Origin of the sequence: Sneathiella aquimaris, from assembly GCF_026409565.1 — a bacterium.
GTDB lineage: Bacteria > Pseudomonadota > Alphaproteobacteria > Sneathiellales > Sneathiellaceae > Sneathiella > Sneathiella aquimaris.
The window spans coordinates 2,402,694-2,425,335 of record NZ_CP112881.1 but is presented as its reverse complement, the minus strand read 5'-3'; the positions used below and the strand labels follow the sequence as shown (position 1 = coordinate 2,425,335).

At 47.9% G+C, this 22,642-nt stretch carries 18 protein-coding genes; 12 read left to right on the top strand and 6 right to left on the bottom strand.

Annotated elements, in window-relative coordinates; all coding sequences use genetic code 11:
- Positions 1–380: 380 nt before the first annotated feature.
- Positions 381–2,642: a DEAD/DEAH box helicase gene (locus OIR97_RS11480; RefSeq protein WP_169545891.1), complete on the top strand. Its 2,262-nt coding sequence runs from the start codon at positions 381–383 to the stop codon at positions 2,640–2,642.
- Between the two features lie 55 nt (positions 2,643–2,697).
- Here the strand turns inward: OIR97_RS11480 and OIR97_RS11475 are convergent, their stop codons facing one another.
- Both OIR97_RS11475 and OIR97_RS11470 read right to left on the bottom strand, forming a co-directional pair.
- Positions 2,698–6,519 carry a DNA topoisomerase gene (locus tag OIR97_RS11475; protein WP_169545763.1) on the bottom strand — a complete coding sequence of 1,274 codons (3,822 nt, stop codon included), beginning with the start codon at positions 6,517–6,519 and terminating at the stop codon, positions 2,698–2,700.
- An 84-nt stretch (positions 6,520–6,603) separates the two neighbouring features.
- Positions 6,604–7,269, bottom strand: a complete 666-nt coding sequence (locus OIR97_RS11470) for a TetR/AcrR family transcriptional regulator (protein ID WP_169545762.1) — start codon at positions 7,267–7,269, stop codon at positions 6,604–6,606.
- Positions 7,270–7,342: 73 nt separating this feature from the next.
- On the opposite strand from OIR97_RS11470, the gene OIR97_RS11465 reads away from it, so the two are divergent.
- Genes OIR97_RS11465 through OIR97_RS11450 form a run of 4 tightly spaced genes read left to right on the top strand, consistent with a single transcriptional unit; the run spans position 7,343 to position 11,254 of the window.
- Positions 7,343–8,659 carry a flavin-containing monooxygenase gene (locus OIR97_RS11465; protein WP_169545761.1) on the top strand — a complete coding sequence of 439 codons (1,317 nt, stop codon included), beginning with the start codon at positions 7,343–7,345 and terminating at the stop codon, positions 8,657–8,659.
- Positions 8,656–9,558 carry a bile acid:sodium symporter family protein gene (locus OIR97_RS11460; protein WP_169545760.1) on the top strand — a complete coding sequence of 301 codons (903 nt, stop codon included), beginning with the start codon at positions 8,656–8,658 and terminating at the stop codon, positions 9,556–9,558. Before OIR97_RS11465 ends, OIR97_RS11460 begins: the two co-directional genes overlap by 4 nt.
- Positions 9,555–10,493 carry an SDR family oxidoreductase gene (locus OIR97_RS11455; RefSeq protein ID WP_169545759.1) on the top strand — a complete coding sequence of 313 codons (939 nt, stop codon included), beginning with the start codon at positions 9,555–9,557 and terminating at the stop codon, positions 10,491–10,493. Before OIR97_RS11460 ends, OIR97_RS11455 begins: the two co-directional genes overlap by 4 nt.
- A complete protein-coding gene (locus OIR97_RS11450; protein WP_169545758.1) occupies positions 10,490–11,254 on the top strand; it encodes an SDR family NAD(P)-dependent oxidoreductase in 765 nt (254 codons plus the stop codon). The genes OIR97_RS11455 and OIR97_RS11450 overlap by 4 nt, the downstream gene beginning before the upstream one ends.
- 2 nt (positions 11,255–11,256) lie before the next feature.
- Here OIR97_RS11450 and ggt read toward each other — a convergent pair whose 3' ends face one another.
- Entirely contained in the window at positions 11,257–13,005 is a 1,749-nt protein-coding gene (ggt, locus tag OIR97_RS11445) for a gamma-glutamyltransferase (RefSeq protein ID WP_169545757.1), read from the bottom strand.
- 177 nt (positions 13,006–13,182) lie between these two features.
- On the opposite strand from ggt, the gene OIR97_RS11440 reads away from it, so the two are divergent.
- Positions 13,183–14,178, top strand: a complete 996-nt coding sequence (locus tag OIR97_RS11440; RefSeq protein ID WP_169545756.1) for a cupin domain-containing protein — start codon at positions 13,183–13,185, stop codon at positions 14,176–14,178.
- 21 nt (positions 14,179–14,199) lie between these two features.
- Here the strand turns inward: OIR97_RS11440 and OIR97_RS11435 are convergent, their stop codons facing one another.
- Complete coding sequence (locus tag OIR97_RS11435; protein ID WP_219821737.1) at positions 14,200–15,066, bottom strand: MurR/RpiR family transcriptional regulator; 867 nt, start codon at positions 15,064–15,066, stop codon at positions 14,200–14,202.
- 143 nt (positions 15,067–15,209) lie between these two features.
- On the opposite strand from OIR97_RS11435, the gene OIR97_RS11430 reads away from it, so the two are divergent.
- The 4 genes from OIR97_RS11430 (at position 15,210) to OIR97_RS11415 (ending at position 18,911) form a co-directional block, all read left to right on the top strand.
- Positions 15,210–15,983, top strand: a complete 774-nt coding sequence (locus OIR97_RS11430) for an N-formylglutamate amidohydrolase (protein WP_219821736.1) — start codon at positions 15,210–15,212, stop codon at positions 15,981–15,983.
- Complete coding sequence (locus OIR97_RS11425; RefSeq protein WP_169545754.1) at positions 15,983–16,489, top strand: TRAP transporter small permease subunit; 507 nt, start codon at positions 15,983–15,985, stop codon at positions 16,487–16,489. Before OIR97_RS11430 ends, OIR97_RS11425 begins: the two co-directional genes overlap by 1 nt.
- The gene (locus OIR97_RS11420; protein ID WP_169545753.1) at positions 16,490–17,812 is read left to right on the top strand and encodes a TRAP transporter large permease; all 1,323 of its coding nucleotides are present in this window, start codon (positions 16,490–16,492) and stop codon (positions 17,810–17,812) included. It begins immediately after the preceding gene.
- Between the two features lie 64 nt (positions 17,813–17,876).
- Positions 17,877–18,911 (top strand): TRAP transporter substrate-binding protein, encoded by a 1,035-nt coding sequence (locus OIR97_RS11415; RefSeq protein ID WP_169545752.1) that lies wholly within the window; start codon positions 17,877–17,879, stop codon positions 18,909–18,911.
- A gap of 167 nt (positions 18,912–19,078) precedes the next feature.
- Here the strand turns inward: OIR97_RS11415 and OIR97_RS11410 are convergent, their stop codons facing one another.
- Positions 19,079–19,681: a TetR/AcrR family transcriptional regulator gene (locus tag OIR97_RS11410; protein ID WP_169545751.1), complete on the bottom strand. Its 603-nt coding sequence runs from the start codon at positions 19,679–19,681 to the stop codon at positions 19,079–19,081.
- Positions 19,682–19,893: 212 nt separating this feature from the next.
- On the opposite strand from OIR97_RS11410, the gene OIR97_RS11405 reads away from it, so the two are divergent.
- Both OIR97_RS11405 and OIR97_RS11400 read left to right on the top strand, forming a co-directional pair.
- Complete coding sequence (locus tag OIR97_RS11405) at positions 19,894–20,460, top strand: carboxymuconolactone decarboxylase family protein (RefSeq protein ID WP_169545750.1); 567 nt, start codon at positions 19,894–19,896, stop codon at positions 20,458–20,460.
- 77 nt (positions 20,461–20,537) lie between these two features.
- The gene (locus tag OIR97_RS11400; protein WP_169545749.1) at positions 20,538–21,086 is read left to right on the top strand and encodes a thioredoxin family protein; all 549 of its coding nucleotides are present in this window, start codon (positions 20,538–20,540) and stop codon (positions 21,084–21,086) included.
- Between the two features lie 99 nt (positions 21,087–21,185).
- Here the strand turns inward: OIR97_RS11400 and OIR97_RS11395 are convergent, their stop codons facing one another.
- Positions 21,186–22,526, bottom strand: a complete 1,341-nt coding sequence (locus OIR97_RS11395; RefSeq protein ID WP_169545748.1) for a PAS domain-containing protein — start codon at positions 22,524–22,526, stop codon at positions 21,186–21,188.
- Between the last annotated feature and the right edge of the window lie 116 nt (positions 22,527–22,642).

Genomic DNA, 22,642 nt, shown 5'->3' with positions numbered 1-22,642 from the left:
ACTTTTGGTGTGATTTTAACGTATTATTCCACAAAAATATTACTTAGTGATACAGGCTGAATAGTAAAGTAATTTTATTTTTCATTTTGTCAAACAGGCTCAAAAAATGCACTATTGTAAAAAAGGTCGATACTATAATGCAGGCTTGAGAGGTTCATTTCGGATCGCCTTTTTAATAGGGCTTGATATTTTTTCACTGCCTCTTCTTAATCTTGAAAATACGAAATATTGTTTTGGACGTCAGCTTTTCTTTACTTTCCTGTATTCTAGTATTAGAACTCCAGTAACTTGCTTGATGCTGCGGATCAGACGGTCTGTTCAGCCTCCTGAAAATTATATATGACTTCAGGGCAAGAGACCTGTGATCCGAAAGATAAATGATGACAAATTATGATGGCGTTATGACGCCACTGGCAACCGCGTTGGAAGAACGCGGTTATACGGACTTGACCCCCGTTCAAACGGCAATGCTAACCCCTGAACTAAATGGACGGGATGCGCTGGTATCCGCCCAAACCGGTTCCGGTAAAACTGTGGCTTTTGGTCTTGCAATGGCCCCCACTTTATTGGAGGCGCAGGATCGGTTCGCACCGGCCGAAGTGCCGGTTGCTTTGATAATCGCCCCAACCAGAGAACTTGCCTTGCAGGTTAAAAGTGAAATTGATTGGCTGTACGCCAAAACAGGTGCTTCCGTAGTTTCCTGCGTTGGCGGGATGGATATCCGGACAGAGCGTAGAAACCTGGATCGGGGAGCGCATATCGTTGTCGGGACACCCGGACGGTTGCGGGATCATATCGAACGCGGGGCGTTTGATACAAGCGGTCTGAAATGCGTTGTCCTGGATGAAGCAGATGAAATGCTGGATATGGGATTCCGTGAAGACCTGGAATATATCCTGGATACGTCTCCAAAAACGCGTCGGACTCTGCTTTTTTCGGCGACTGTATCGCGGCCGATCGCCAGCATGGCAAAACGGTATCAACAGGATGCCATGCGTATTTCTACCGCAGCGGAAGAAAAACAGCATAAAGATATCGAATATAAAGCACTGACGGTTGCGCCGAATGATCGTCAGAATGCGATTATCAATATTCTCCGGTTTTATGATGCCAAGAACGCCATTGTTTTTTGCGGTACCCGCGCAAATGTGAATCAACTGACAAGTCGCTTGAATAACCGCGGGTTTTCGGTTGTTGCACTTTCTGGCGAACTTAGCCAGAACGAACGTAGTCATGCGCTTCAGGCAATGCGGGATGGACGGGCACAGGTCTGTGTGGCAACTGATGTTGCCGCCCGTGGTATTGACCTGCCTAATCTTGAACTGGTTATTCATGCAGATCTGCCCCGTGGCGCGGAGCCTCTGCTGCATAGAAGTGGCCGCACAGGACGCGCCGGACGGAAAGGGGTCAGCGCCCTGATCGTTCCGTATAACTGGCGCCGTAAAACCGAACGATTGCTTGGCAATGCTAAAGTAACAGCCACATGGGAAAAACCGCCGTCATTGGAAGATGTCATTGCGAAGGACCGCGAGCGGTTCATGAACGATGCCTGTTTGACTGAACCGGTTAAGGAAGATGAGCAGGAGATCGTTAAAGAGCTTCTGGAAAAACATTCCGCCGACCAGATCGCAGCAGCGCTTGTTCGCATCCATCATACTTCAAAACCTGCTGCTGAAGAGTTGTTGGATCAGGCAGCCCCTGATCGCGAGCGCACAAGAAAAGAGCGCCAGGACTTTACCAACGGCGTTTGGTTTGAACTCTCTGTGGGTCGTAAGCATACAGCGGAGCCGCGTTGGTTGCTGCCGATGCTGTGCCGGGCTGGGCATATTACTAAAAACGAAATTGGTTCCATTAAAATTCAGGAAGAGAAAACCTTCGTTGAATTGGAAGCCAAGTGCGTTGATGCATTTTTGGAAGCATTGGGCCCCAGCCGTAAGATGGAAAAAACAGTTGATGTTCAAAAACTGGACAAAAAACCTGTTTTTAAAGAAGCAGGAGGTCGCCCACGCCGCTCGGAACGCTCTGAGCGTCCGGCGCGCGCCGATCGCGGACCACGGCCGGAGCGCGGTGAAAAATCTGAACGTCGCGGCCCGCGTCGCGAGTTTGATAAAAAGCCTCGTCAGAACCGGGATACCGGGAAAGACTATCATCAGAAATCTGATGCTGGTGATGATGCAAAAAAGAAGGAGTATCGTAAACCCGATGCAGCCTTCGATCGCCCGAAGAAAAAATATGATCGGGACGTAGAAGGGAAGAAACCCTTTAAGAAAAACGATCAGCAGGATGGGGCTAAGGGGCGTGACGATCGATCCCGGGACAAGTCTGGAATGACCGACCGGAATGCCAAACCGTCAAGTGGTGCAGATTTCGCTTACAACAAGCGCTTTGGAAAACCTGAAGATCCATCAGAGCGGTTTAAAAAAGCAGAAAAGACGGTTGATGCGGATGCCCCTAAAAAGGTTTCTAAAAAAGACACTGCGAAGCGTGCTAAAGCGTCAGATACAGATCAGGAATTCGGCAAGTTCAACCGGAAACCGAAAGACAAAAAGCTGAGCCTGAAGAAAAAACCTTCGGCTGATGGCGGCAAAAAGGATGGTGGTTTTCGCGCCCTGAAACGCAATAAGAAAAATGCGTCAGATTAGTCCGAAAAATAATTCCTAACGAGAAGGCGGCAGTCCATTGGAGTGTCGCCTTTTTTTATGCAGGATACTCCACAAGGATAACCCGCTCGGTAGCATTTTTTAAGGCGCGATACAGTGGGGCTGATCTCGTCGATGATTTACTTATGACGACGATAATTTTTGTTTCTGAAACGGTGCCAGTCGTTGCGAGTATTGCATAGGCAGGAACGACGATGTCCAATTCATCAAATTCAAACTCCAGCGTTTTTCCTGAAAAACTGATTTTGGCTAACTGGGCTTCTGCATCAATTTTTTTAATGATGCCAACTTCACCTTTACCGAGGCCTTTATCCATTGCGTCCTGTGTGAGCATGACCTTGCTTTTCGATTTAAACAGATGGCCAAAGCGGTTTACAGAGGACGTATTTTTCTCTTTCTGAGGAAGCTGGATTGCCTGTTTGTTGAACGCGTTGACACCGGCGGGTCCTGCCGCTTTATCGCACAGGAGCTGGATGTCTGTAATTGAATCAACTTCAAATTTTGCTGGCAACCGATTGTGAATAAGTTCCAGTGCCGTTGCTGATGCTTTTTCTTCTGACGGTGTTGATAAAATGAAAAAGTCGGCCTCCGCGGACGGTGGAAATTCTTCAACACATTCCCCTGTCTGGGAGAGAGAGGCCAGCGCCCGTGCTTTTTGACTGTTGTTGTCGACAGGTTTCGAAGGGTCCTTCAGTATTGTCCATTGAAGGTGATGGCAACACTTTTCCAGCGGGTAGGCGGCCATTTCGAAGAAAGTGTTCCTTTCTTCTTTGATGATGAGAATGGCAGACTCTTTCGGGGTAGCAGTCAATAAGGCCCGTAAATGCTCGGGATCCATATCATCAGAATAAAAGAGAATGAGAAATTGGCATTTGAGAGGTTTTTTGTCGGAATGTTTAAAATCCTGCGTAGCTTCATCCCACCCCAGAGCTCTTAAAACGGGTTCAGCTTTTTCGTCCAAAGCAGTTTTCACTGAAGTGGCAACGGATTGAAACGCCGTAACAATTTTAGTTGTTACTTTCTTTGCGTTAAGAATGTGAACTAATGGGTTGATAATAAATGATAAAGCGTCGTTTTTGTTGGACAACAGAACGGTTGCTTTCCGTGATAGGATAGACGCCAGAATTTCGGTATGGTCCGGTTCTAGCACTGTGTCCGTCTGTTCCTGTGCCCATTGAACAGCTTTGATTGTATCAAACGGTTGCCATGGTAGCGTATGGCCGTTCAGGCTTTTCAAAAGCGTGCCCAGGTTTTCTTTTGTTTCGGCAGCGTCTCTGCGCTCAACATACAGAATGCCGTCTCGTTCTTCTTCAACAATCAAATTCTCGGAGAGTGCTGTTTTTAGCATGTTTTCAACACTGACCGGACTGACATTCAAACGTTTGGCCAACGGGGCAGCCAGTGTATCCTTTTCGCGAGGAATGTTGAGCATTTGAAGCAATGCCGCCTGCAGCCGCGCCGGATCGTCAGGGTTTAATCCGATTGCGTAGGCAATTCTGTCCGCATTATCGAACCCAAACCAACTGACTGTTTTCAGGATTTCGTATGGCTTTTCGCGGACCAGTGTTAGCGCCTCTTCTTTGAAGCAGCGGGATAACCGCAGTCCGAATTGGCGTGGGACCCCGTAATCTGCCAATTGTTTACCGATTTCTTTTGCCTGTTTTCTTTCTACGGCCGCGGCGACAATCCTGGGGCCAACCCCTTTAATTTCGGATAGTCTTTCCGGCGTGTCTTCAACAATGGAAAACGCATCAACCCCAAAGGCTGCGACGACCGCCTTTGCCGCGACGGGACCCAAGCCGCGAATTAAGCCGCTCCCCAATCGTTTTTCAATTGCAATCAATGGGTTGCCGCCTAGATGCTCATCCAGAAAATCTTTACAGACCTGAAAACTGGTATCAAATTTCTTAGGGGTTTTGATCCCTTTACGGGTGGCAATTGAGGTCGCTGTTGCGATCATTTTATCTGTGGGTTTGCCGTTACCAAACGTCGCCCTGTCTTTCGGAGGGGCAACGCCCGTCATAATTTTAGGAACGCGCGCCGCATTATCCCGGATAACGCTAATCAGGCGAGAGGTTGCATCGCCGATTTCATCCCAAACCTGCCGGGCGGTTTGCTTTCCTTCGAGAATGTCATCAAGTTTCATTTCCCATAGGGCCGTAACGCCGGGGTCAACAAGTTCTGGCGCGGCTTGTTTAAGGGCTTTGTATAATGCTAAGCCAGCCGGTGTCGGCACAATATGTTTGCCGTTCTGGGTGATGAAATTCTGCTTTTTGAGCCCTAGAATAATTGCCGCACGTGTTGCAGGCGTGCCTATGCCTTTTGCTTCTTTCAAGCGTTCCTGAAGCGATTTATCAGAGACGAACCGCCAGGCATTTTGCATGGCGTCAATTAACGAACCTTCATTGAAACGGGAAGGGGCTTTCGTTTTCTTCGTGTCAAGGATAACGGGGGAGAGACGAACAATATCACCGTCTTGCACAGGGGGCAGTTCTCCTGCATGATCTTCTTTCTTTTCCATTTCATCTGTGAATATGGTACGCCAGCCAAGCTCTTTGGGAATGTTCCCTGTTACCTTGAACAGAAGCTCTTCGCCTTCAGGGGTAGGGACAGAAAGGGAAACGGTTGTGGACTGATATACGTAATCAGGAAGCAGGATGGCCAGATAGGAACTTGAAACAAGATCAAACATTTTCCTCTCATCATCTGAAAGGCGTGGATAAATTCTGGCAATTTGATCCATGGTGTTTTTATTGGGAATAATCGCATGGTGGGATACGCCTTTTAAACCGGCATCGGAAAAATGCCCGCTTTTACCTTTGCGAATTTCGGGTTTTCCCACATCCAGTTTTTGATACTGCTCCAGACTTTTAAGGCCTTTGACTATTTCATCAATGTCGGCGATCTGGTTTTCTGCAAGATATCTGGATTCTGCACGCGGATAGGTTTGAATTTTCTTGCCATCACCGTCATAGAGCTCTTGCGCAACATCCAGCGTTTTTGTGGCAGACCACCCCCATTTGCGGGCGCAGATTTTTTGAAGTTCGGGCAGATCCAATAATTTTGGCGGCTTGGTCCGCTTGACCTTCATTACGGCCTTTATCGGAGCTTCAAAGCCATCAGCCAGTTGGCAAAGTTCCTCTGCCTTTGTCTGATCCAGAATTTTCTCTTTAGGTGCGTATCTGAGGTCCAGTTTTCCTGCCGCTGTGTTGGCTGTTGCGACAAGGTGGAAATAATCGGCGGGTTTAAAATCCAGAATTTCCAGTTCTCGAATACAGACAATCGCCATGGTTGGTGTTTTGACCCGACCAATACCGATCGCTCCATATTCACCGGGTTGTTTCAGCGCTACTGTGGCGGCGCGTGTCAGTGATAAATTGTAAACCTGGTCGGCTTGTTGACGGGCAAGAGCCGCCTGACCCAAATTGAGATAATTTTCGTTGGGTTCCAGATTTTCAAAGGCTTGCCTTAGGGTTTTCTCGTCTTGTGCCGTGAAAATAGCGCGTCCTACAGGGCCCTTGAATTCGTAATGACGCAGGAGTTCTTCGCCGATCAGCTGTCCCTCGCGGTCACAGTCGGTCGCCAGAATGACCCGGGTTGCTTTTTTCAGGGCCTCTTCAATCGCTTTTAGCTTCGCGCGTGCCGAAGGGGAAGCATCGGGCGCCGGGCAGGTTGGGTAAAAATCATCAGGTTTCAGCAGGTCAAAAGACCATTTCCCCCAAGTGCTGTTCACACTGAGAGGTTCCTGCAGACTTAAAAGATGCCCCTCAGCGGGGAGTATTTGACCGTACTCATTGCCAATTGCGGCCGCCAGATCTTTCTTCTGTGACGTTTTTTCCGTAATAATAAGTGTCGTCACACATGCGCCCCTTAACGACTAATTCCCATGGTTTGGTTTCTACATCATCCAGGAATACAGGCAAAGCACAGAAGGGGAATTTATCTATAAAATGTGGTTTATATGCCCAGACTGCTTTGTTAAAAGAGCTTCCATGCCGGCGACACAAAAATCAATCATATCTTCGATATCCATTTCGGTGGTTCCGGGACTCAAGCTCTCAATTCGCCAGCTTGCGTTGAAAAAGGCCAGCAGCGCGGCGACGGAATAAATCTGGCCTGTCGCCACGCGAGAGCGAACAGTAAGCGGGTAGAGCTTTAGTATTTCGTCCAAAAATAAATGGGTTGTCGGATCAAAGCATTCCGAGGCAAGGGGCTGCCATTTTGGATTGGCTGAGACATGGGCAATCAACCGCCCGTAATAAAGCCAGTGCGGCCCATCCTGCGTCAGCATTTTGAAATGGGTCCTTAGAAAACAGTCCATGATGGTTCGAACTGACAATTCCCCAGTCTGTTTTAGTTTTTCCAGTTCCCGTACTCGAATGTCCGATAGTTCTTCTGCGCGACGCTTTACTGTTTTGGCAAACAGCTCTTCCTTGTTCCCACCATGATGTTGGACCAATCCAACGGGGACATCCGCAAGCGTGGCTATTTCTCGTAAGTTAGAGCCATCATACCCTTTTTCCGAAAAAATGCGCTCGGCGGCGTCCAGAATGCGCCTTTTTGTTTCCAAGGATCGGGCTGAGGGGGCTCTTTTTCTGGGGGATGACAAAAATCTCTCCTGCTAAAAAACACTTGCCTAATGTTATACAATTGTTCAATCTAATCATCAACCGGGAGGATGGATGAACAAAAAAAATAAAAAATACGCCCTGATTGGTGCAGGGCCGATGGGCTTGGCAATGGCCAAAATACTATCGGAATTGGGGATCGAATTTCAAGGGTTTGAATTGCATACGGATGTGGGTGGTTTGTGGGATATTGAAGCTCCCAAATCGACGATGTACGAAACGGCGCATTTGATTTCTTCAAAAAAAATGACGGAGTTTTCTGACTTCCCCATGCCTGAAGAAGCCGCAGAATATCCATCTCATCGAGAAATGAAATCATATTTTCAGGCTTTTGCAGATCATTATAAGTTACGGGACAATTATCTTTTTGGCACAGAAGTTACCCGCGTCGAGCCTGTTGGTAAAAACGGCGACGGATGGCGGGTCGGTTGGCAAACAGGCGGGACGGCAGCAGACGCGGTTTTTGATGGAGTGCTGATTGCAAACGGGACGCTTTCTGAACCGAATAACCCTGAATTTTCGGGTGATTTCGCGGGCGAGATCATACATTCGTGCTCTTACCGGTACCCGGAGCAATTCAAAGACAAGCGAGTCTTGATTGTTGGCGCGGGTAATTCTGGTTGCGATATTGCTGTGGACGCTATTCATCACGGCAAAAGCTGTGATCTGTCCATGCGTCGCGGTTATTATTTCGTGCCAAAATATGTATTTGGAAAACCTGCGGATACGCTGGGGGGTATGATTAAACTTCCCATGTGGTTAAAGCGTCCGATTGATCAACTTATCCTCAGCTGGTTTGTCGGAAATCCGCAGAAATACGGGTTCCCTAAACCGACCTACAAACTTTATGAAAGCCATCCGATTGTAAATTCCCTGGTGCTGTATCATGCGGGTCACGGGGATATAAATATTAGGCCAGACATTGAAAGAGTTGAGGGGAAATCAGTTTTCTTCAAGGATGGTAGTGTCAGCGATTATGATATGATCCTGACGGCGACGGGGTATAAATTGCATTACCCGTTTATCGAAAAAAAATACCTGAATTGGAAGAATGATGCGCCGCATTTATATCTAAATTGCTTCCATCCGGTGCGGGATGACTTATTCGTTTTAGGCATGGTTGAAGCAAGCGGTTTGGGTTGGCAGGGGCGCCATGAGCAAGCTGAAATGGTGGGTCGCTACCTCAAGGGACTGCAAGAGGGGACCGCGGCCGCCAATGCCTTAAAAGAAAAGAAATCTTCAGGATTTGAACGGGCTACAGGCGGTATGGCTTATCTCGATTTACCGCGCATGGCCTATTATGTCGATAAAGCAACATATCGTAATGCGGTGACTGGATGGATCGAGACGCTAAAAGGGGCTGCGTCATGACCGGTATTGATGATGTACTTTTGAATTTCAGTCCACAATCCCTAACCTTGCTAAACGCTATTCTGGCAATTGTTATGTTCTCGGTGGCGTTGGACCTGACCCCAGATGATTTTCATCGGCTGCGCCGGGCCCCAAAACCCCTTCTTGTGGGATTGTTTTCTCAATTTTTCATATTGCCGGTTCTAACCTTCGGAATGGTCTGGCTAATACAGCCCAGCCCGTCCATTGCGCTTGGATTGATACTGGTTGCAGCGTGTCCGGGGGGGAACATCTCTAACTTCATTACGCATCGTGCTGGTGGGAACGCGGCACTGTCCGTTTCGATGACAGGGGTTGCGACAATTGCTGCGATCTTGCTGACGCCCATAAATATTGCTTTTTGGGGCGGCTTGTATGGGCCAACCGAAGAAATTTTGCGAAAAACAACTCTCGATCCAGTGCAAATCGGCATTACCGTTTGCTTTATGCTGGTGTTGCCGTTGTTTCTTGGTGTGCAGCTGAACGGACGGGCTCCTGACTTTAGCGCCCGTTTGCGCCGCCCTTTGCAATGGGTTTCTATGGCAATTTTCGTAAGTTTTGTTGTCATCGCGCTGGCGGTGAACTGGGAATTTTTTGTGAAATTTGCCGGGGCGGTCGCCGCTTTGGTTATTTTGCACAATTCGCTGGCCTTGGGTGGGGGGTGGATAACGGCCACCCTTGGACAATTATCACCCTTTGACCGGCGCGCTGTTACAATTGAAACAGGCATTCAGAATTCAGCGTTGGGACTGGTGCTCATCTTTGCCTTTTTTGATGGTTTGGGCGGGATGGCCGTTGTTGCCGCTTTTTGGGGAATCTGGCACGCAATTTCGGGATTGGCATTGGCGTATCTGTTTTCCCGGTCGGAGGCAGCACGATGAAGGTTTTGATTACCGGTGCTGCCGGACTGGTGGGCCGCGCTGTTTTGACGGAATGGACGCAATCCCACGAAATTCAGATTATTGCCACCGATATTGTTCCTGTTTCGACGTTGCCCGATCCCATCCGGTTTCGGAAAATGGATGTCACGTCGCCGGAGGTTGAGCACGTTATTGGCGAGGAACGCCCGGATGTGATCCTTCATCTGGCGTCTATTGTATCACCGCCTAAAGGAATGACTGATCGTCTGGCCTATGGCGTGGATGTGGGCGGCACCCGGCGTGTGCTGGAGGCAGCAATCAAGTACAAGGTTCAGCGTTTGGTTGTTACGTCATCGGGGGCGGCTTATGGCTATCATGCCGATAATTCTGTGCCGTTGAAAGAGGAGGATCCAATTCGAGGAAATTCTGAATTCGCTTATGCACATCACAAGAGGCTTGTTGAGGAAATGCTGGCAGAGGCGCGTTCACAGTCGCCGGATTTACAGCAGGTGATTTTGCGCGTGGGGACTATTCTGGGGGCCGAAACAGACAATCAGATAACGGCGTTGTTTAAGAAAGACCCCTTGCTTGGTCTTTCAGGATATGAAAGTCCCTTTGTTTTTATTTGGACACAGGATTTGGCGCGTATCCTGATCCGGGCTGCGACCGATGGTGCGTGCGGAATATTTAATGTCGCTGGGGATGGCGCGCTAGGGGTGAGTGACCTTGGGCGAATATTAGGCAAGAGAATACGCCGTGTACCTTCCTGGCTCTTAAAGCTCGGCTTAGGGATCGCCCGCCCCATTGGCTTGTCACGATACGGTCCTGAGCAAGTACGGTTCCTTCAATACCGTCCGGTTCTGGATAATACTAAGCTGAAGGAAGAATTTGGATATACCCCGGAACTCACCAGTGAACAGGTATTTGTGTTGTGGAAAAAGCAGGCGGGCTTATGAAAACGGCGTTGATTTCAGGGGGAGCTGGCGGGTTGGGAAAAGCCCTGATCCGGCAGTTGCAATTGGCGAACTGGCGGGTGATCGCGTTGGATCTGGATATAAACAGTTTGTGCGAAAGTGATACGCTGTGGCCCATTGCCTGTGACTTGACCGACCCCGAAAATTTAAAGAAAACAGCGAACCGGGTTTTGGAAAAACACCGATCCCTTGATTTGATCATTTATAACGCTGGCGTCACACAGATCATGGCCTTTGATCAATCTACAGAAGACAGCCAAAAAGCAGTGTTCGATGTCAATTATTTCGCAGCGGTGTCCATGGCCAGACACTTTTTAGAGGCGGTGCGGATTGCCAAAGGAACCCATCTGGTTATTTCTTCGGTTGCCGGCTTTACGCCTTTATATCATCGCACGGCCTATGCCGCCTCCAAACATGCCTTGGAAGGGTTTTTTAAATCCCTTCGGTCAGAGGAGAGAGAAAACGGATCGTCTGTCTTAATCGCGGCTCCTTCGTTTATTGCAACCAATATCGGGCACTCTGAAACTACAGAAGAGGGCATTGCAAGGCCCGGGTCCGCAACAGATGGTAAAGACTATATGGACCCGGACACGGCTGCGCGCGCAATCCTGAAAGGCTTTGCCAAAAAACAGCCAATGATACTGGTCGGCCGAGTGGCAAAATTTGCGTGGTGGATCAATCGCCTGTCTCCCCAGTTATTTCAGCGGATCATGGAACGACAGATCGCCGGGACAAAAAAGTAACCTCAATCGCCCATCACAACGCCTTCACGGCGCGGATCAGCGGCACCGACCAATAGGCCGTCCTGCATCAGGATGGCATGCAATCCAGAGTTTAAATCTTTGACAGCGACTTTGTGACCCTTGGCTTCCAGTTCAGGAACCATTTTCTGTGCATGGGTGTTTTCTTCAATGTCCGTGGTGCCGTTCCGGTTCACAATATGCGGGTAGTTTAACGCTTCTTGCGGATCCATGTTCCAATCGAGAATTCTGATAATAGAATGGGCAACATAATTGATGATGCGGGACCCACCGGGGGAGCCGATAGCAAGAACAGGTTGACCATCCTTCAGGACAATGGTCGGTGCCATAGAGGACCGGGGCCGTTTGTCGCCCTCGACGCGGTTCGCAATGACCTTACCATCTTTTTCAGGGGTCCTTGAGAAATCGGTCAGTTCGTTATTGAGCAAGAAGCCATTGGTCATAACCCGAGAGCCAAAGCCAGTTTCAATGGTTGTCGTTAACGAGACAACATTTCCATATTCGTCGACAATTGAAATGTGGCTGGTGCCGGGCCGCTCCAGTTGTGTGTCTGGAGAGCGAAGAGCGGTCTCTTTCCAAGGGGGTGTTCCTGCCTCTGCCTTGCCCATGGATTTTAGTGGGTCAATCAGGGCCGCGCGGCTTTTCAGATAGGTTGTATCCAGCAGTCCTTCTGGCATTTTCACGAAATCGGAGTCCGCCATATACAGGCCTCTGTCAGCATAGGCGAGCCGGGCAGCTTCCAGATATAAATGGGCGCTTTCCAGTCCGGGGCCCATGTTCGGAAGATCAAAATTGGACAGAATATTGAGAATTTGACCAACCGTCAGTGCGCCAGATGACGGAGGGCCCATGCCACAAACTTCATACTGCCGGTAAGGCGCACAGGCCGGCGCTCTCTCGACGACAGTGTAATTCTTCAAATCCGCAAGGGTCAAAATGCCGCCGTTTACTTCTGTTTTGACGGCCTCAACAATGTCTGCCGCGATCGTTCCTTCATAAAAGGCTGTCGCTCCTTCTTTTTGAATGAGGGAGATCGTCTTTGCAAATTCTGGATTACGAAGCAGATATCCTGCTTTCAACGGCGCCCCCTCTTTATCAAAGAAATAGGCGCGAGTTTTTGCAAACGCATCCAACTGACGCTTACCTTTGCTTTTATCGATCAGTGCAGCAAGGCGCGGCGATACCTGAAAGCCACCATCAGCCAGTTTTCTCGTTGGCTCCAAGAGGTCACCCCATTTCTGATTGCCGTATTTTCGATGGACGGTTTCCATTAATTTCAAAGTGCCTGGGACGCCGACGGACCGTCCGCCAACGACGGCTTTAAACCAGCTTATTGGCTTGTTATCGTCGCCCATCCAATAATCAGGTGTTGCCGCCGAGGGCGCTTTTTCCCGCCCGTCAAATGTTGTCAATTTTCGGTTTTTCGCGTCCCAATAAACAAGAAAAGCCCCGCCGCCGATGCCAGAACTTTGAGGTTCCACCAGATTAAGAGCAAATTGAACAGCGACAGCCGCGTCCGCCGCGGTTCCCCCCCATTCCAAAACTTCATAACCGATTTGAACAGCAATAGGGTTGGCGGCTGAAATCATGAACTTCTTGGCCTTAACAGATTGTTTCTGTGTAAGGGCAGTTGTCGCCTCTGGTTGGACAGTTTCCTGTGCGACCGTAAAGGATGTCATCATCGATAGGCTGCAAAAGGCTACCAAGATGGTTTTTCGAGCGAATATACGCATATTAAGCCTCATGAGGTGAAGAGTGGGACGGGAAACAAAAAAGCGAAAACAAAGTTTGTTTGAGGATATTAGTGCGGAAAAATAAAATGTACAATCTTCGCGTCAGTGACGATATTTACAGGGACGATCGTAAATTGATCCGAACTTCAGCAACGCCAGTATCAAGGGGAAAGACCAGTGGGACTCCGATTTATCTTTATGCTTACGCGCGATGATAAAACCGTGACGGACGCCCGGCTTCATTTGCAAACGGCGCTTAATGAAGGGATCCATCATATCGGATTCAAGGATGTGGGGCTGCCCTTTAACCAGTTGAAAACGTTGAATAAAGCCATTAAGGATGGGGGTGCAACAAGTTATCTTGAAGTTGTCTCACTGGATAAATCCAGCGAAATAAGATCGGCAAAAGCGGCGCTGGAAATTGGTGTTGATATTTTGTTGGGCGGGACCCATGTGGACGATGTCCTTCCTCTTTTACAAGGCAGCGAGATCCAATATTTTCCCTTTCCGGGTAAAATCGTTGGGCATCCCAGCGTTTTAGAGGGCACGATTGAAGAGATTTCCGAGGATGCCCGGCGGCTGGCACAAAAGGATGGGGTGGACGGCCTCGACCTGCTGGCCTATCGATCAGGCGAAAATGTTCAAAAGCTGATGACGGCGGTTTGTAAAGTAACGGATAAACCGGTGATAATGGCGGGCTCCATTGATAATCGCGGGCGTATTCAAGATATTAAAGATGCTGGTGGGGCTGGTTTTACGATCGGTACCGCTGCGTTAAATGATCAGTACAGTCATGAGCCGGGACTGGAAAAACAACTTCGTGCCATTATGAAAGATGTTGCAAAAACCAACGATCATATCTCTCCCTATCGAAAACAGAGCCTTGCTCAATCGTTTAGTGCTGCGGCGGCGGCTTCTTCAGATGTTATCGAGGGGCGATTGAACAATATGCGGGTCAGGCTGGAGCGTATAGAGCATGAGGGAAACTGGTCTTATCATCCCTCGATGGATGAAATGATATTTGTCCATAAGGGGACGTTGACAATGAAATTCCGGGATCGGGATGAAACTGTCGGTGAGGGAGAGTTCATCATTATCCCTCAAGGTGTAGAATATTGTCCTGTCCCAAAAACGGAGAGTTGTGATGTTATGATGCTCGGGGCGGGAGACTGACAGGTCGAAAAGGGACCGTGCTTAGGTGAACTTTCGGAAAAAACGGGTACGATCGAACATATCCTCCAGTGTTTCCATTCTTTTTCGGGTTTGCGACCAGTTTCTCTCCTGTACCTCTGCAATGATAATTTCCATCATTAATAATGATGTGACAGAACTATCCCACGCAGAGGGAACAGCAATCTGATTGCTGAATAAAACATCCGCAATTCCGGCGACCGGTGAATGCCATTGATCCGTGAAAAGAATGATGCGGGCCCCTTTTTCGGACACCATCTCTGCCAGCTTTTGGGTGCTGGTCTCATATCGGCGAACATCGAAGATGACAACAACATCCCCTTCCTTGATATCCAGCAAATAATGTGCCCAAGCGTTAGAGCTGGAACTGATATGGATAACCTTTTCCCGAATGACCTGCATATGCAGGAAGAAATAATCCGCGAGGGTTCGAGTGATCCGGCCACCGACAATATAAACTGTATTGTCCGTATCGGACAAATATTCGCAGCAACGGTTAAAAGCCTCAAGATCTATCTGATTGAGAGATTGCCGGATATTTCCGATCACGGCATCAGTGAACCGATTGATGATATGTTCATCAGGTGCTTTATTCGCCCAAATGTCGCGTTTTCTGATCGGGCCGGAAATTTTTGCATCCAGTTCCTGTCTTAGGGACGCTTGAAACTCCGGAAATCCGGTATATCCGAGTTTCTGAACCAGACGCGCAACGGTTGGAGTAGACACTTTTGCAGCTTCTGCCAGCGTTGTAATGGTTCCCAGACCAGAGACAGGATAGTTCTTCAGAATAATATCAGCAAGCTGGCGTTCTGCCCGGGTAAGGGAGCCCGATTGATTTTGCAGTCGATCCGCGATTGTTTGTTGTGACACTCTTTTTGTCCTCCACCCTGAAGAGATATCCATTTTTAGAGGCAAAGTGAATAAATTGTTTCAGAAAAGAAAATAACATTGTATTGTCTTCTGAAGAAAATATTACATTTTTATGAGTTACGGTGTCTACACGGATGTTAAAAGTGGACGAAAGTCTAGAGGAAGTTCCCGCCGCCAGAATAACCAATCAAGGGGCTGAAAATCCTGTCATGCTTATATGTGAGCATGCTTCTTCTTTTATCCCGGCGGCATATGATCGCCTGGGTTTGACACAAGAAGAGGCGCACAGCCATATTGCGTGGGATCCTGGCGCACTCAAAACGTCTCTTGCGCTGTCCGAGTTGCTGAAGGCACCGCTTGTCAGCTCGAATTATTCCCGGTTGTTATACGATTGCAATCGTCCACCGGAAGCACCGGACTCAATCCCGGAAAAAAGTGAAACGATAACGGTCCCTGGTAATCTGCGTTTGACAGCGAGCCAGAGAGCAGAACGTGCAAACAGCTTCTATTATCCCTTTTGTGAGGCCGTATCGGACGTTCGGACTTCTTTTGCAGTCTCGCCCGTTGTTATTACGATACATAGCTTTACTCCCATCTATTTTGGCGAAAAACGGCAGGTGGAACTGGGCATTCTTCATGACGAAGATGTTGAATTGGCACACGCGCTTTTGGCTGAGGGTGAGAAAAGTTCTTCTTTGGATATCCGGTTGAACGAACCCTATCAGGCGTCCGATGGGGTGACCCATACATTGCAGGAACAGGCGACGGCATTCGGGCTCAGGAATGTGATGCTTGAAATCCGCAACGATCTTGTTTCAAATGATGAAGAATGTCAGGAAATGGCAGAAAAACTGGATACGTTGATCCGGGCGGCGTTGAGCCGGTTGGATATTAATTTACAGGTAAAGGGGGCGTAATGCCGGGATTTATCCGCTCATACGTTCGAATAGTGGATGCCATCAACAGGCGCATTGGTCGCGTGATGATGTATGGTATTTTTGTAATGGTCGGTATTTTTATCTGGTCATCCGTGTCCAAGACATTTTTCCTTCCCTCACTTTGGACATTGGAGATGGCGCAGTTTGCCATGGTTGCCTATTACATTATGGGCGGGCCATATTCCATTCAGTTGGGATCAAATGTGCGCATGGACCTGTTCTATGGCGAATGGTCCTACAAGAGAAAAGCACAGGTTGATGCGATCACGATCTTCATTCTGATCTTCTATCTTGGTGTTTTGCTTTATGGCGCAATCGATAGTACGGCATATTCCTTACAATATGGCGAGCGCAGTCCAACGGCGTGGAGACCCTATCTCTGGCCAATCAAGATTATTATGTGTTTCGGGATTTTTATGATGTTGCTTCAGGCGTTTTCGGAATTTTTCAAGGACGTTGCACGCATGCGCGGGGAGGAACTCTAGATGTCCTATGAAATGATTGCGATTTTCATGTTCGCTTCCATGATGGTCATGCTTCTGACGGGGCAACGGGTTTTTGGCGCTATTGGTGCGGTTGCAGCCATTGCGGCTCTCACCCTTTGGGGAACGGGCGGATCGGATATTCCGTTCTCGGCGGCGATGAAGCTTATGAAATGGTACCCTCTGCTGACATTGCCCATGTTTATTTTCATGGGTTATATTTTATCAGAATCCAAAATTGCCGATGATCTTTATAAAATGTTCCATGTCTGGATGGGGCCTGTCAGTGGCGGTTTGGCGATCGGAACGATCGGTTTGATGGTCTTGATTTCTGCGATGAACGGTCTATCCGTTGCCGGTATGGCCATTGGTGCGACGATTGCTCTGCCAGAGCTGTTACGGCGTGGCTATGATAAAAAAATGGTGACGGGTGTTGTTCAGGCCGGATCGTCTTTGGGGATCCTCGTGCCGCCGTCGGTTGTTCTTGTGCTTTATGCAATGATTTCCCGTCAACCGGTCGGTCAACTGTGGCTTGCAGGTATTATTCCCGGGCTGTTGATGGCCTTTTTCTTCATTGCCTATATTTATATTCGGTGCAAAATAAATCCGGAACTGGGCCCAACATTGCCGAAAGAGGAACGGAATGTTCCGTTAAAGGAAAAGTTGCGGTTGCTTCAGGCCGGTCTTCTGCCGATCGTTATTTTTGCTGCCATGATGATCCCGTTTGTAAATGGCTGGACGTCCCTGGTTGAAAGTTCGGCCATTGGTGCCATGACAGCTTTCATTGCAGCTGTTGTTAAACGGCGGATGACAAAACAGGTTTTCGAAACATCTGTGCGTCAAACGCTGGCGATTTCGTGCATGTTCATGTGGATCATTCTCGCGGCCCTGGGGTTTGGGGCAGTGTTCGACGGGCTTGGGGCTGTTCGGGCAATCAGCGGTTTCTTTACAGAACAACTGGGTCTCGATCCATGGATGATCCTGATTATAATGCAGGTCAGTTTTCTGGTTATGGGAACGTTTTTGGACGATACAGCAATGCTGGTTATCGTTGCGCCACTCTACGTGCCGCTTGTCAGTGTTCTCGGCTTTGATCTCATTTGGTACGGCGTCCTTTATACAATCACAACACAGATTGCGTATATGACACCACCCTTTGGGTATAACCTGTTCCTGATGCGTGCCATGGCCCCGCCAGAAATCAGTTTGAAAGATATTTACGGTTCCATCCTGCCGTTTGTGTGTGTGATGGTGTTTGCTTTGATCGTGATAATGGTATTTCCTGATATTGCGCTCTGGCTGCCAGAAACGGTGTATGGAAAATAGAGAGAGTCTTAAAAGAGACCGATAACGACGATAAGCCAAATATGGAATTTACTAGGAGGTAGAGATGACAACACGGCGTAACTTTATTAAAGGTGCTGCAATAGCCGCACCGGCAGCGGCTTTCGCAACACCTGCGATTGCCCAATCAAAAATCAAATGGCGGATGCAGACATATGCTGGTGCAGCGCTCGCTGAGCATGTAATCAAACCAGCCATCGACAGCTTTAACAAAATTGCTGGCGATGAAATGGAAATTGAATTGTATTTTGCGGATCAGATTGTTCCTACGGGCGAATTGTTCCGTGCCATGCAAAAAGGGACAATCGATGCTGTGCAGTCCGACGATGACTCAATGGCATCCCCAACCGAAGTTACTGTATTCGGTGGTTATTTCCCATTTGCATCACGCTATTCTTTGGATGTTCCGGTTCTGTTCAATCAGTATGGCCTGAATGAAATCTGGGATGCTGAATATTCTAAAGTCGGTGTGAAGCACATTTCTGCAGGGGCATGGGATCCGTGTCACTTTGCAACGAAAGATCCGATCAACAGCCTGGCTGACCTGAAGGGCAAGCGTGTTTTTACATTCCCGACAGCGGGCCGCTTTCTGACACAATTCGGTGTTGTTCCAGTGACCCTTCCATGGGAAGATATTGAAGTTGCTGTTCAGACAGGCGAACTGGATGGTATCGCATGGTCCGGTATCACCGAAGATTACACTGTTGGTTGGGCTGACGTAACGAACTACTTCCTGACAAACAATATTTCCGGTGCCTGGGCGGGATCGTTCTTTGCCAATATGGACCGTTATAATGAGCTTCCGGCCCATCTTCAGGAACTTCTGAAAGTATGTATGGACCAAAGCCATTATTACCGTCAGTGGTGGTACTGGGGCGGTGAAGCCAACCTGCGTGTGAACGGTACCAAAATGAAACTGACAAGCATTCCAGATGAAGAATGGGCAACAGTTGAAGCTGCTGCGTTTAAATTCTGGGATGAAATCGCAGCTGAGTCTGAAACAAAGGCCAAAGTTGTGAATATTTTCAAACAGTATAACGCTGATATGCAAAAAGCAGGTCGCCCATACCGCTACGGTTAAGCGTCTTCTGCAAAACAACGAAAAGCGTCAGTTCTCTGGCGCTTTTTTTGTTTATCCAACGGGGAGCAGACCGCCGTTTAAATCTATTAGCGGAGGGTGCGAAGGATTGGCGGAAATGTATTTATGCTTTGCATGGCACACGCAATTATCGCAGGAATGCCTCCCCTTTAATTTGCCAATGACTTAGGCTCTGAAATCAGTTTTAGAGCATCCTGCTTGATGGCTCTTAGGCCTGCCTCGTCATAGGCACCGCGCGCCAGAACACGTAAGCCGACAACAAGAGACAACAGCGATTTTGCGGTTGTATGGGCCTCCACGCATGATGGAATAACATTCTGTGTTTGGCCTTTTGTGATCATGCGTTCAAAAAATTTCACGAAATCATCAAGGGCGGCATTCACCATATCCCGGATATCGTCACTATGGTTTGGTAAATCCAATGCGGTATTGACTAAAAAGCATCCTTTATAGGCATCGTCCGCCAGACTTTGCGCGATTAAGCCATCGAACAGGGTTTCAATGGCATCATGAGGATTTTCGTAAGCTTCAAGTGTTGCTATGGACGCCTGACGATTATCACGGTCATACTTCAGTAACGCCCGCGTAAAGAGGTCCTTTTTGCTGCCAAAAGCGTTGTAAAGGCTACCTTTGTTAATTCCCATGCTTTTGGTCAGGTCAGTAATGGAGGTCGCCTCATAGCCCTTCGACCAGAATACAAATTGTGCGCGATCTACCGCGTCATCAAGATCAAAAGACTTTTCCCAAGGCATTTGCTTCGCACCAAAAAGTTTGTTTTACCTTTTCAAGATATAGAAGTTTTATACCAACTGTTCAAGACTTTCGCGGTTTTGATGGATGATGGGAAAAATAAATTGAAATCGAAAATTTTTTTGTTGAACGATCGGTACAGACTTACTAAGTGAGTTTATACCGATCGTTATAAACATGCTGAGCTGACGCTCTTCACCACAGGAGATTACACATGACTGAATTTAAAACTCATACAATTGAAACCGCTCCGGCCGCTGCTAAACCATCCCTTGAAAAAGCGAACAAAGCATATGGTTTTGTGCCTAATCTTTTGGGAACGATGGCGACAGCGCCTGCCATTCTCGATGGATATCTCGCACTAGCTGATATTTTTGGCAAAACAGATCTCAGCGAAACAGAACGTCAGATCATTCTGATGACGAACAATCGCCTGAACGGATGTGAATATTGCATGGCGGCCCATACGTCGATCTCACAGATGGCGAACGTGCCAACTGATGTCATCGAGGCGCTGAGAAATGACACGCCGATTTCAAACCCGAAACTTGAAGCCCTGCGCGAGTTTACAACTGTCATTAATCAGACACGCGGCTGGCCGACACGCGATGATGTTAGTGCTTTCCTGGCCGCAGGGTACACTGAGCAGTCAGTGCTTGAAGTTATTCTTGGTACAAGTCTGAAGGTCATGTCAAACTACACAAACCATATTGCTGAAACAAAGTTGGATGATGCTTTTACGCCAAACGCCTGGGTTTCTAAGTCTCGGGCTGCGGCCTGATTTTTTGCCCGTCTGCTTTCACGAATAGATGGCGGGCGGGCAATAATCTGGTTCGGATTAAAGGAAAAGGATACGATATGCTTCTTGATACACCTGTCTGTGATTTCGGCTGGAAAGCACCGGATTTTGCCTTGAAGGATCCTGATGGTGCAGAATTCAGGATGACAGAGCATATGGGCGAGAAAGGCTTGCTGGTGGCTTTCATCTGCAACCACTGCCCCTATGTGCAGGCAATTGCGGAACGGTTTGTGTCAGATGCTCGTATCTTGATGGAAGAAGGTATCAATGTTCTGGCTGTGATGTCGAATGATTATCGGTATGTGCCTGCTGACCAGCCATCCAATATGAAACGATTTGCAGAGCAGCATCATTTTACCTTTCCCTATCTGATCGATGAGGGTCAGACCGTCGGCCGTCAATATGGCGCCGTGTGTACGCCTGATTTTTTCGGTTTTAATAAAGAAGGGACCCTTCAATATCGTGGGCGGCTGGATGATGCCGCGCTCGGAGAGGCGCGGGTCCGTATCCCGGAGCTTCTAAATGCCATGCGGCAGATTGCGGAAACAGGTAAGGGGCCGCTGGTCCAGGTTCCAAGTATGGGGTGCTCAATCAAATGGGCGGATTGATCATATCGGATGGTTAGGAACGTTCTTTTCACACCATATGAGCCAGGATTAATCCCTGCTTTTCCTTTTTAAGATGGCTTTGTTCCATCAAACGCACCCTCAGTGGAAGTTTAAAGCGGGATCCTGTTTTCGATAATCCGTCATATCCTGCAGCAATCCATAAATCATCTTTGGTTGCCCGATACGATTGAGAAGAACACTGCCGTAACTGGTCACATATCGGATGGTGCCATCTGAATGTTGTATTCGGTAATCAAAAGAAAAGGATTGTCCGGTTTTTACGCTTTTTTCCTGACTGGCCAGCAAAGAGTCCCGATCATCCGGGTGGATGCATTTTTTAAAGGCAGAAAAGCTTGGGACGGTCTCTTTCGTTAAGCCATAAATGTCAAAAATTGTGTCAGACCATTTTTCTTCGTTTGTTTCGAAATTAAGTTCCCAATATCCAATTTTTGCAACTTTATGGACGTTCAGAAGGTTGATATTATTTTGCTTGATTGCATTGAAGATTTTTTCTTGCGTTTGAAGTTCATTTTCCAGCTGTTCGATTATACTTTCGACCCAAAGGAGCATGAGCGCATTAGCGCTATTTAAACCGGCGTTCTGAGATCTGGGCTGTAGGGATCTTTGCGGCTGATAAGGGGTGGGTTCCAAAGGGTCCGACTGAAGTGGTCGTTTTTTTATAACAGGCCACCAAACCGATCTGACGATTAATAACAGGATAAAAGAGAGAAACAGGCCCGTACCAACGAGCCCGATAATATAAATCTGGAGGGTCTTCTCCCGTTCTTGCTTTGCCAGAATTGTCTGCTCGGTTCTTTCGTTTATCAGACGAAAAAACTGGTCTATCGGTTTCATGATTTTTGATTTTTGGGTCAGATATTCCCTGCCATTTAAAAGGGTGCTGGCCAAAACCGGGTCTGGTTCCTTTTTGACAACCAGATTGCCATGAGCGTCTTCAAAAACTCCCTTCATTGCAGCAAAGGCTATTTTCTCCAAACGGATCAGATGCTCCGAATGTTTTTCAGCCAGTAATAACAACTCTGATTCATGTGTTGTAAGTTCTAGGGTGTTCACCAATGATAAGAGCGAAGCTGATTGGCCTTGTGTATCCAGAACGGCATCACCGCTCATAATGAAGTCCCAGTAAACAGCACCATAATTTTCAGGGCGGGGAGCCCTGCCATCTCGAATATCCAGAATTTTATAAAAATAGGCTTCATACCGAGGATCATTGGTTGCAACATACAGGCGCGCCATTTGGGTAAGCTTGTCTGAACTGCGTCGTAATTGATGTGCAATTTCTATCGCTGCGGAGCGATGCAACGCCAATTCTCTGATTGTGATGGCATTTTTCGCGTTAACGCCTATGGCGAAAATTGTTGCAATCAGGAGAAGGCAAAGAATTCCAAATAATATAACAGCCCATACTTTGCGTGACATATAGCCGACATTCAAAAATCAGAGCGTATTTTAGAAAATATTATAGGTCAATCATATTAAGACTTAGCCCAACGATTGAATTACACTAATAGTCATACATTTTTCTGGATTGCCAC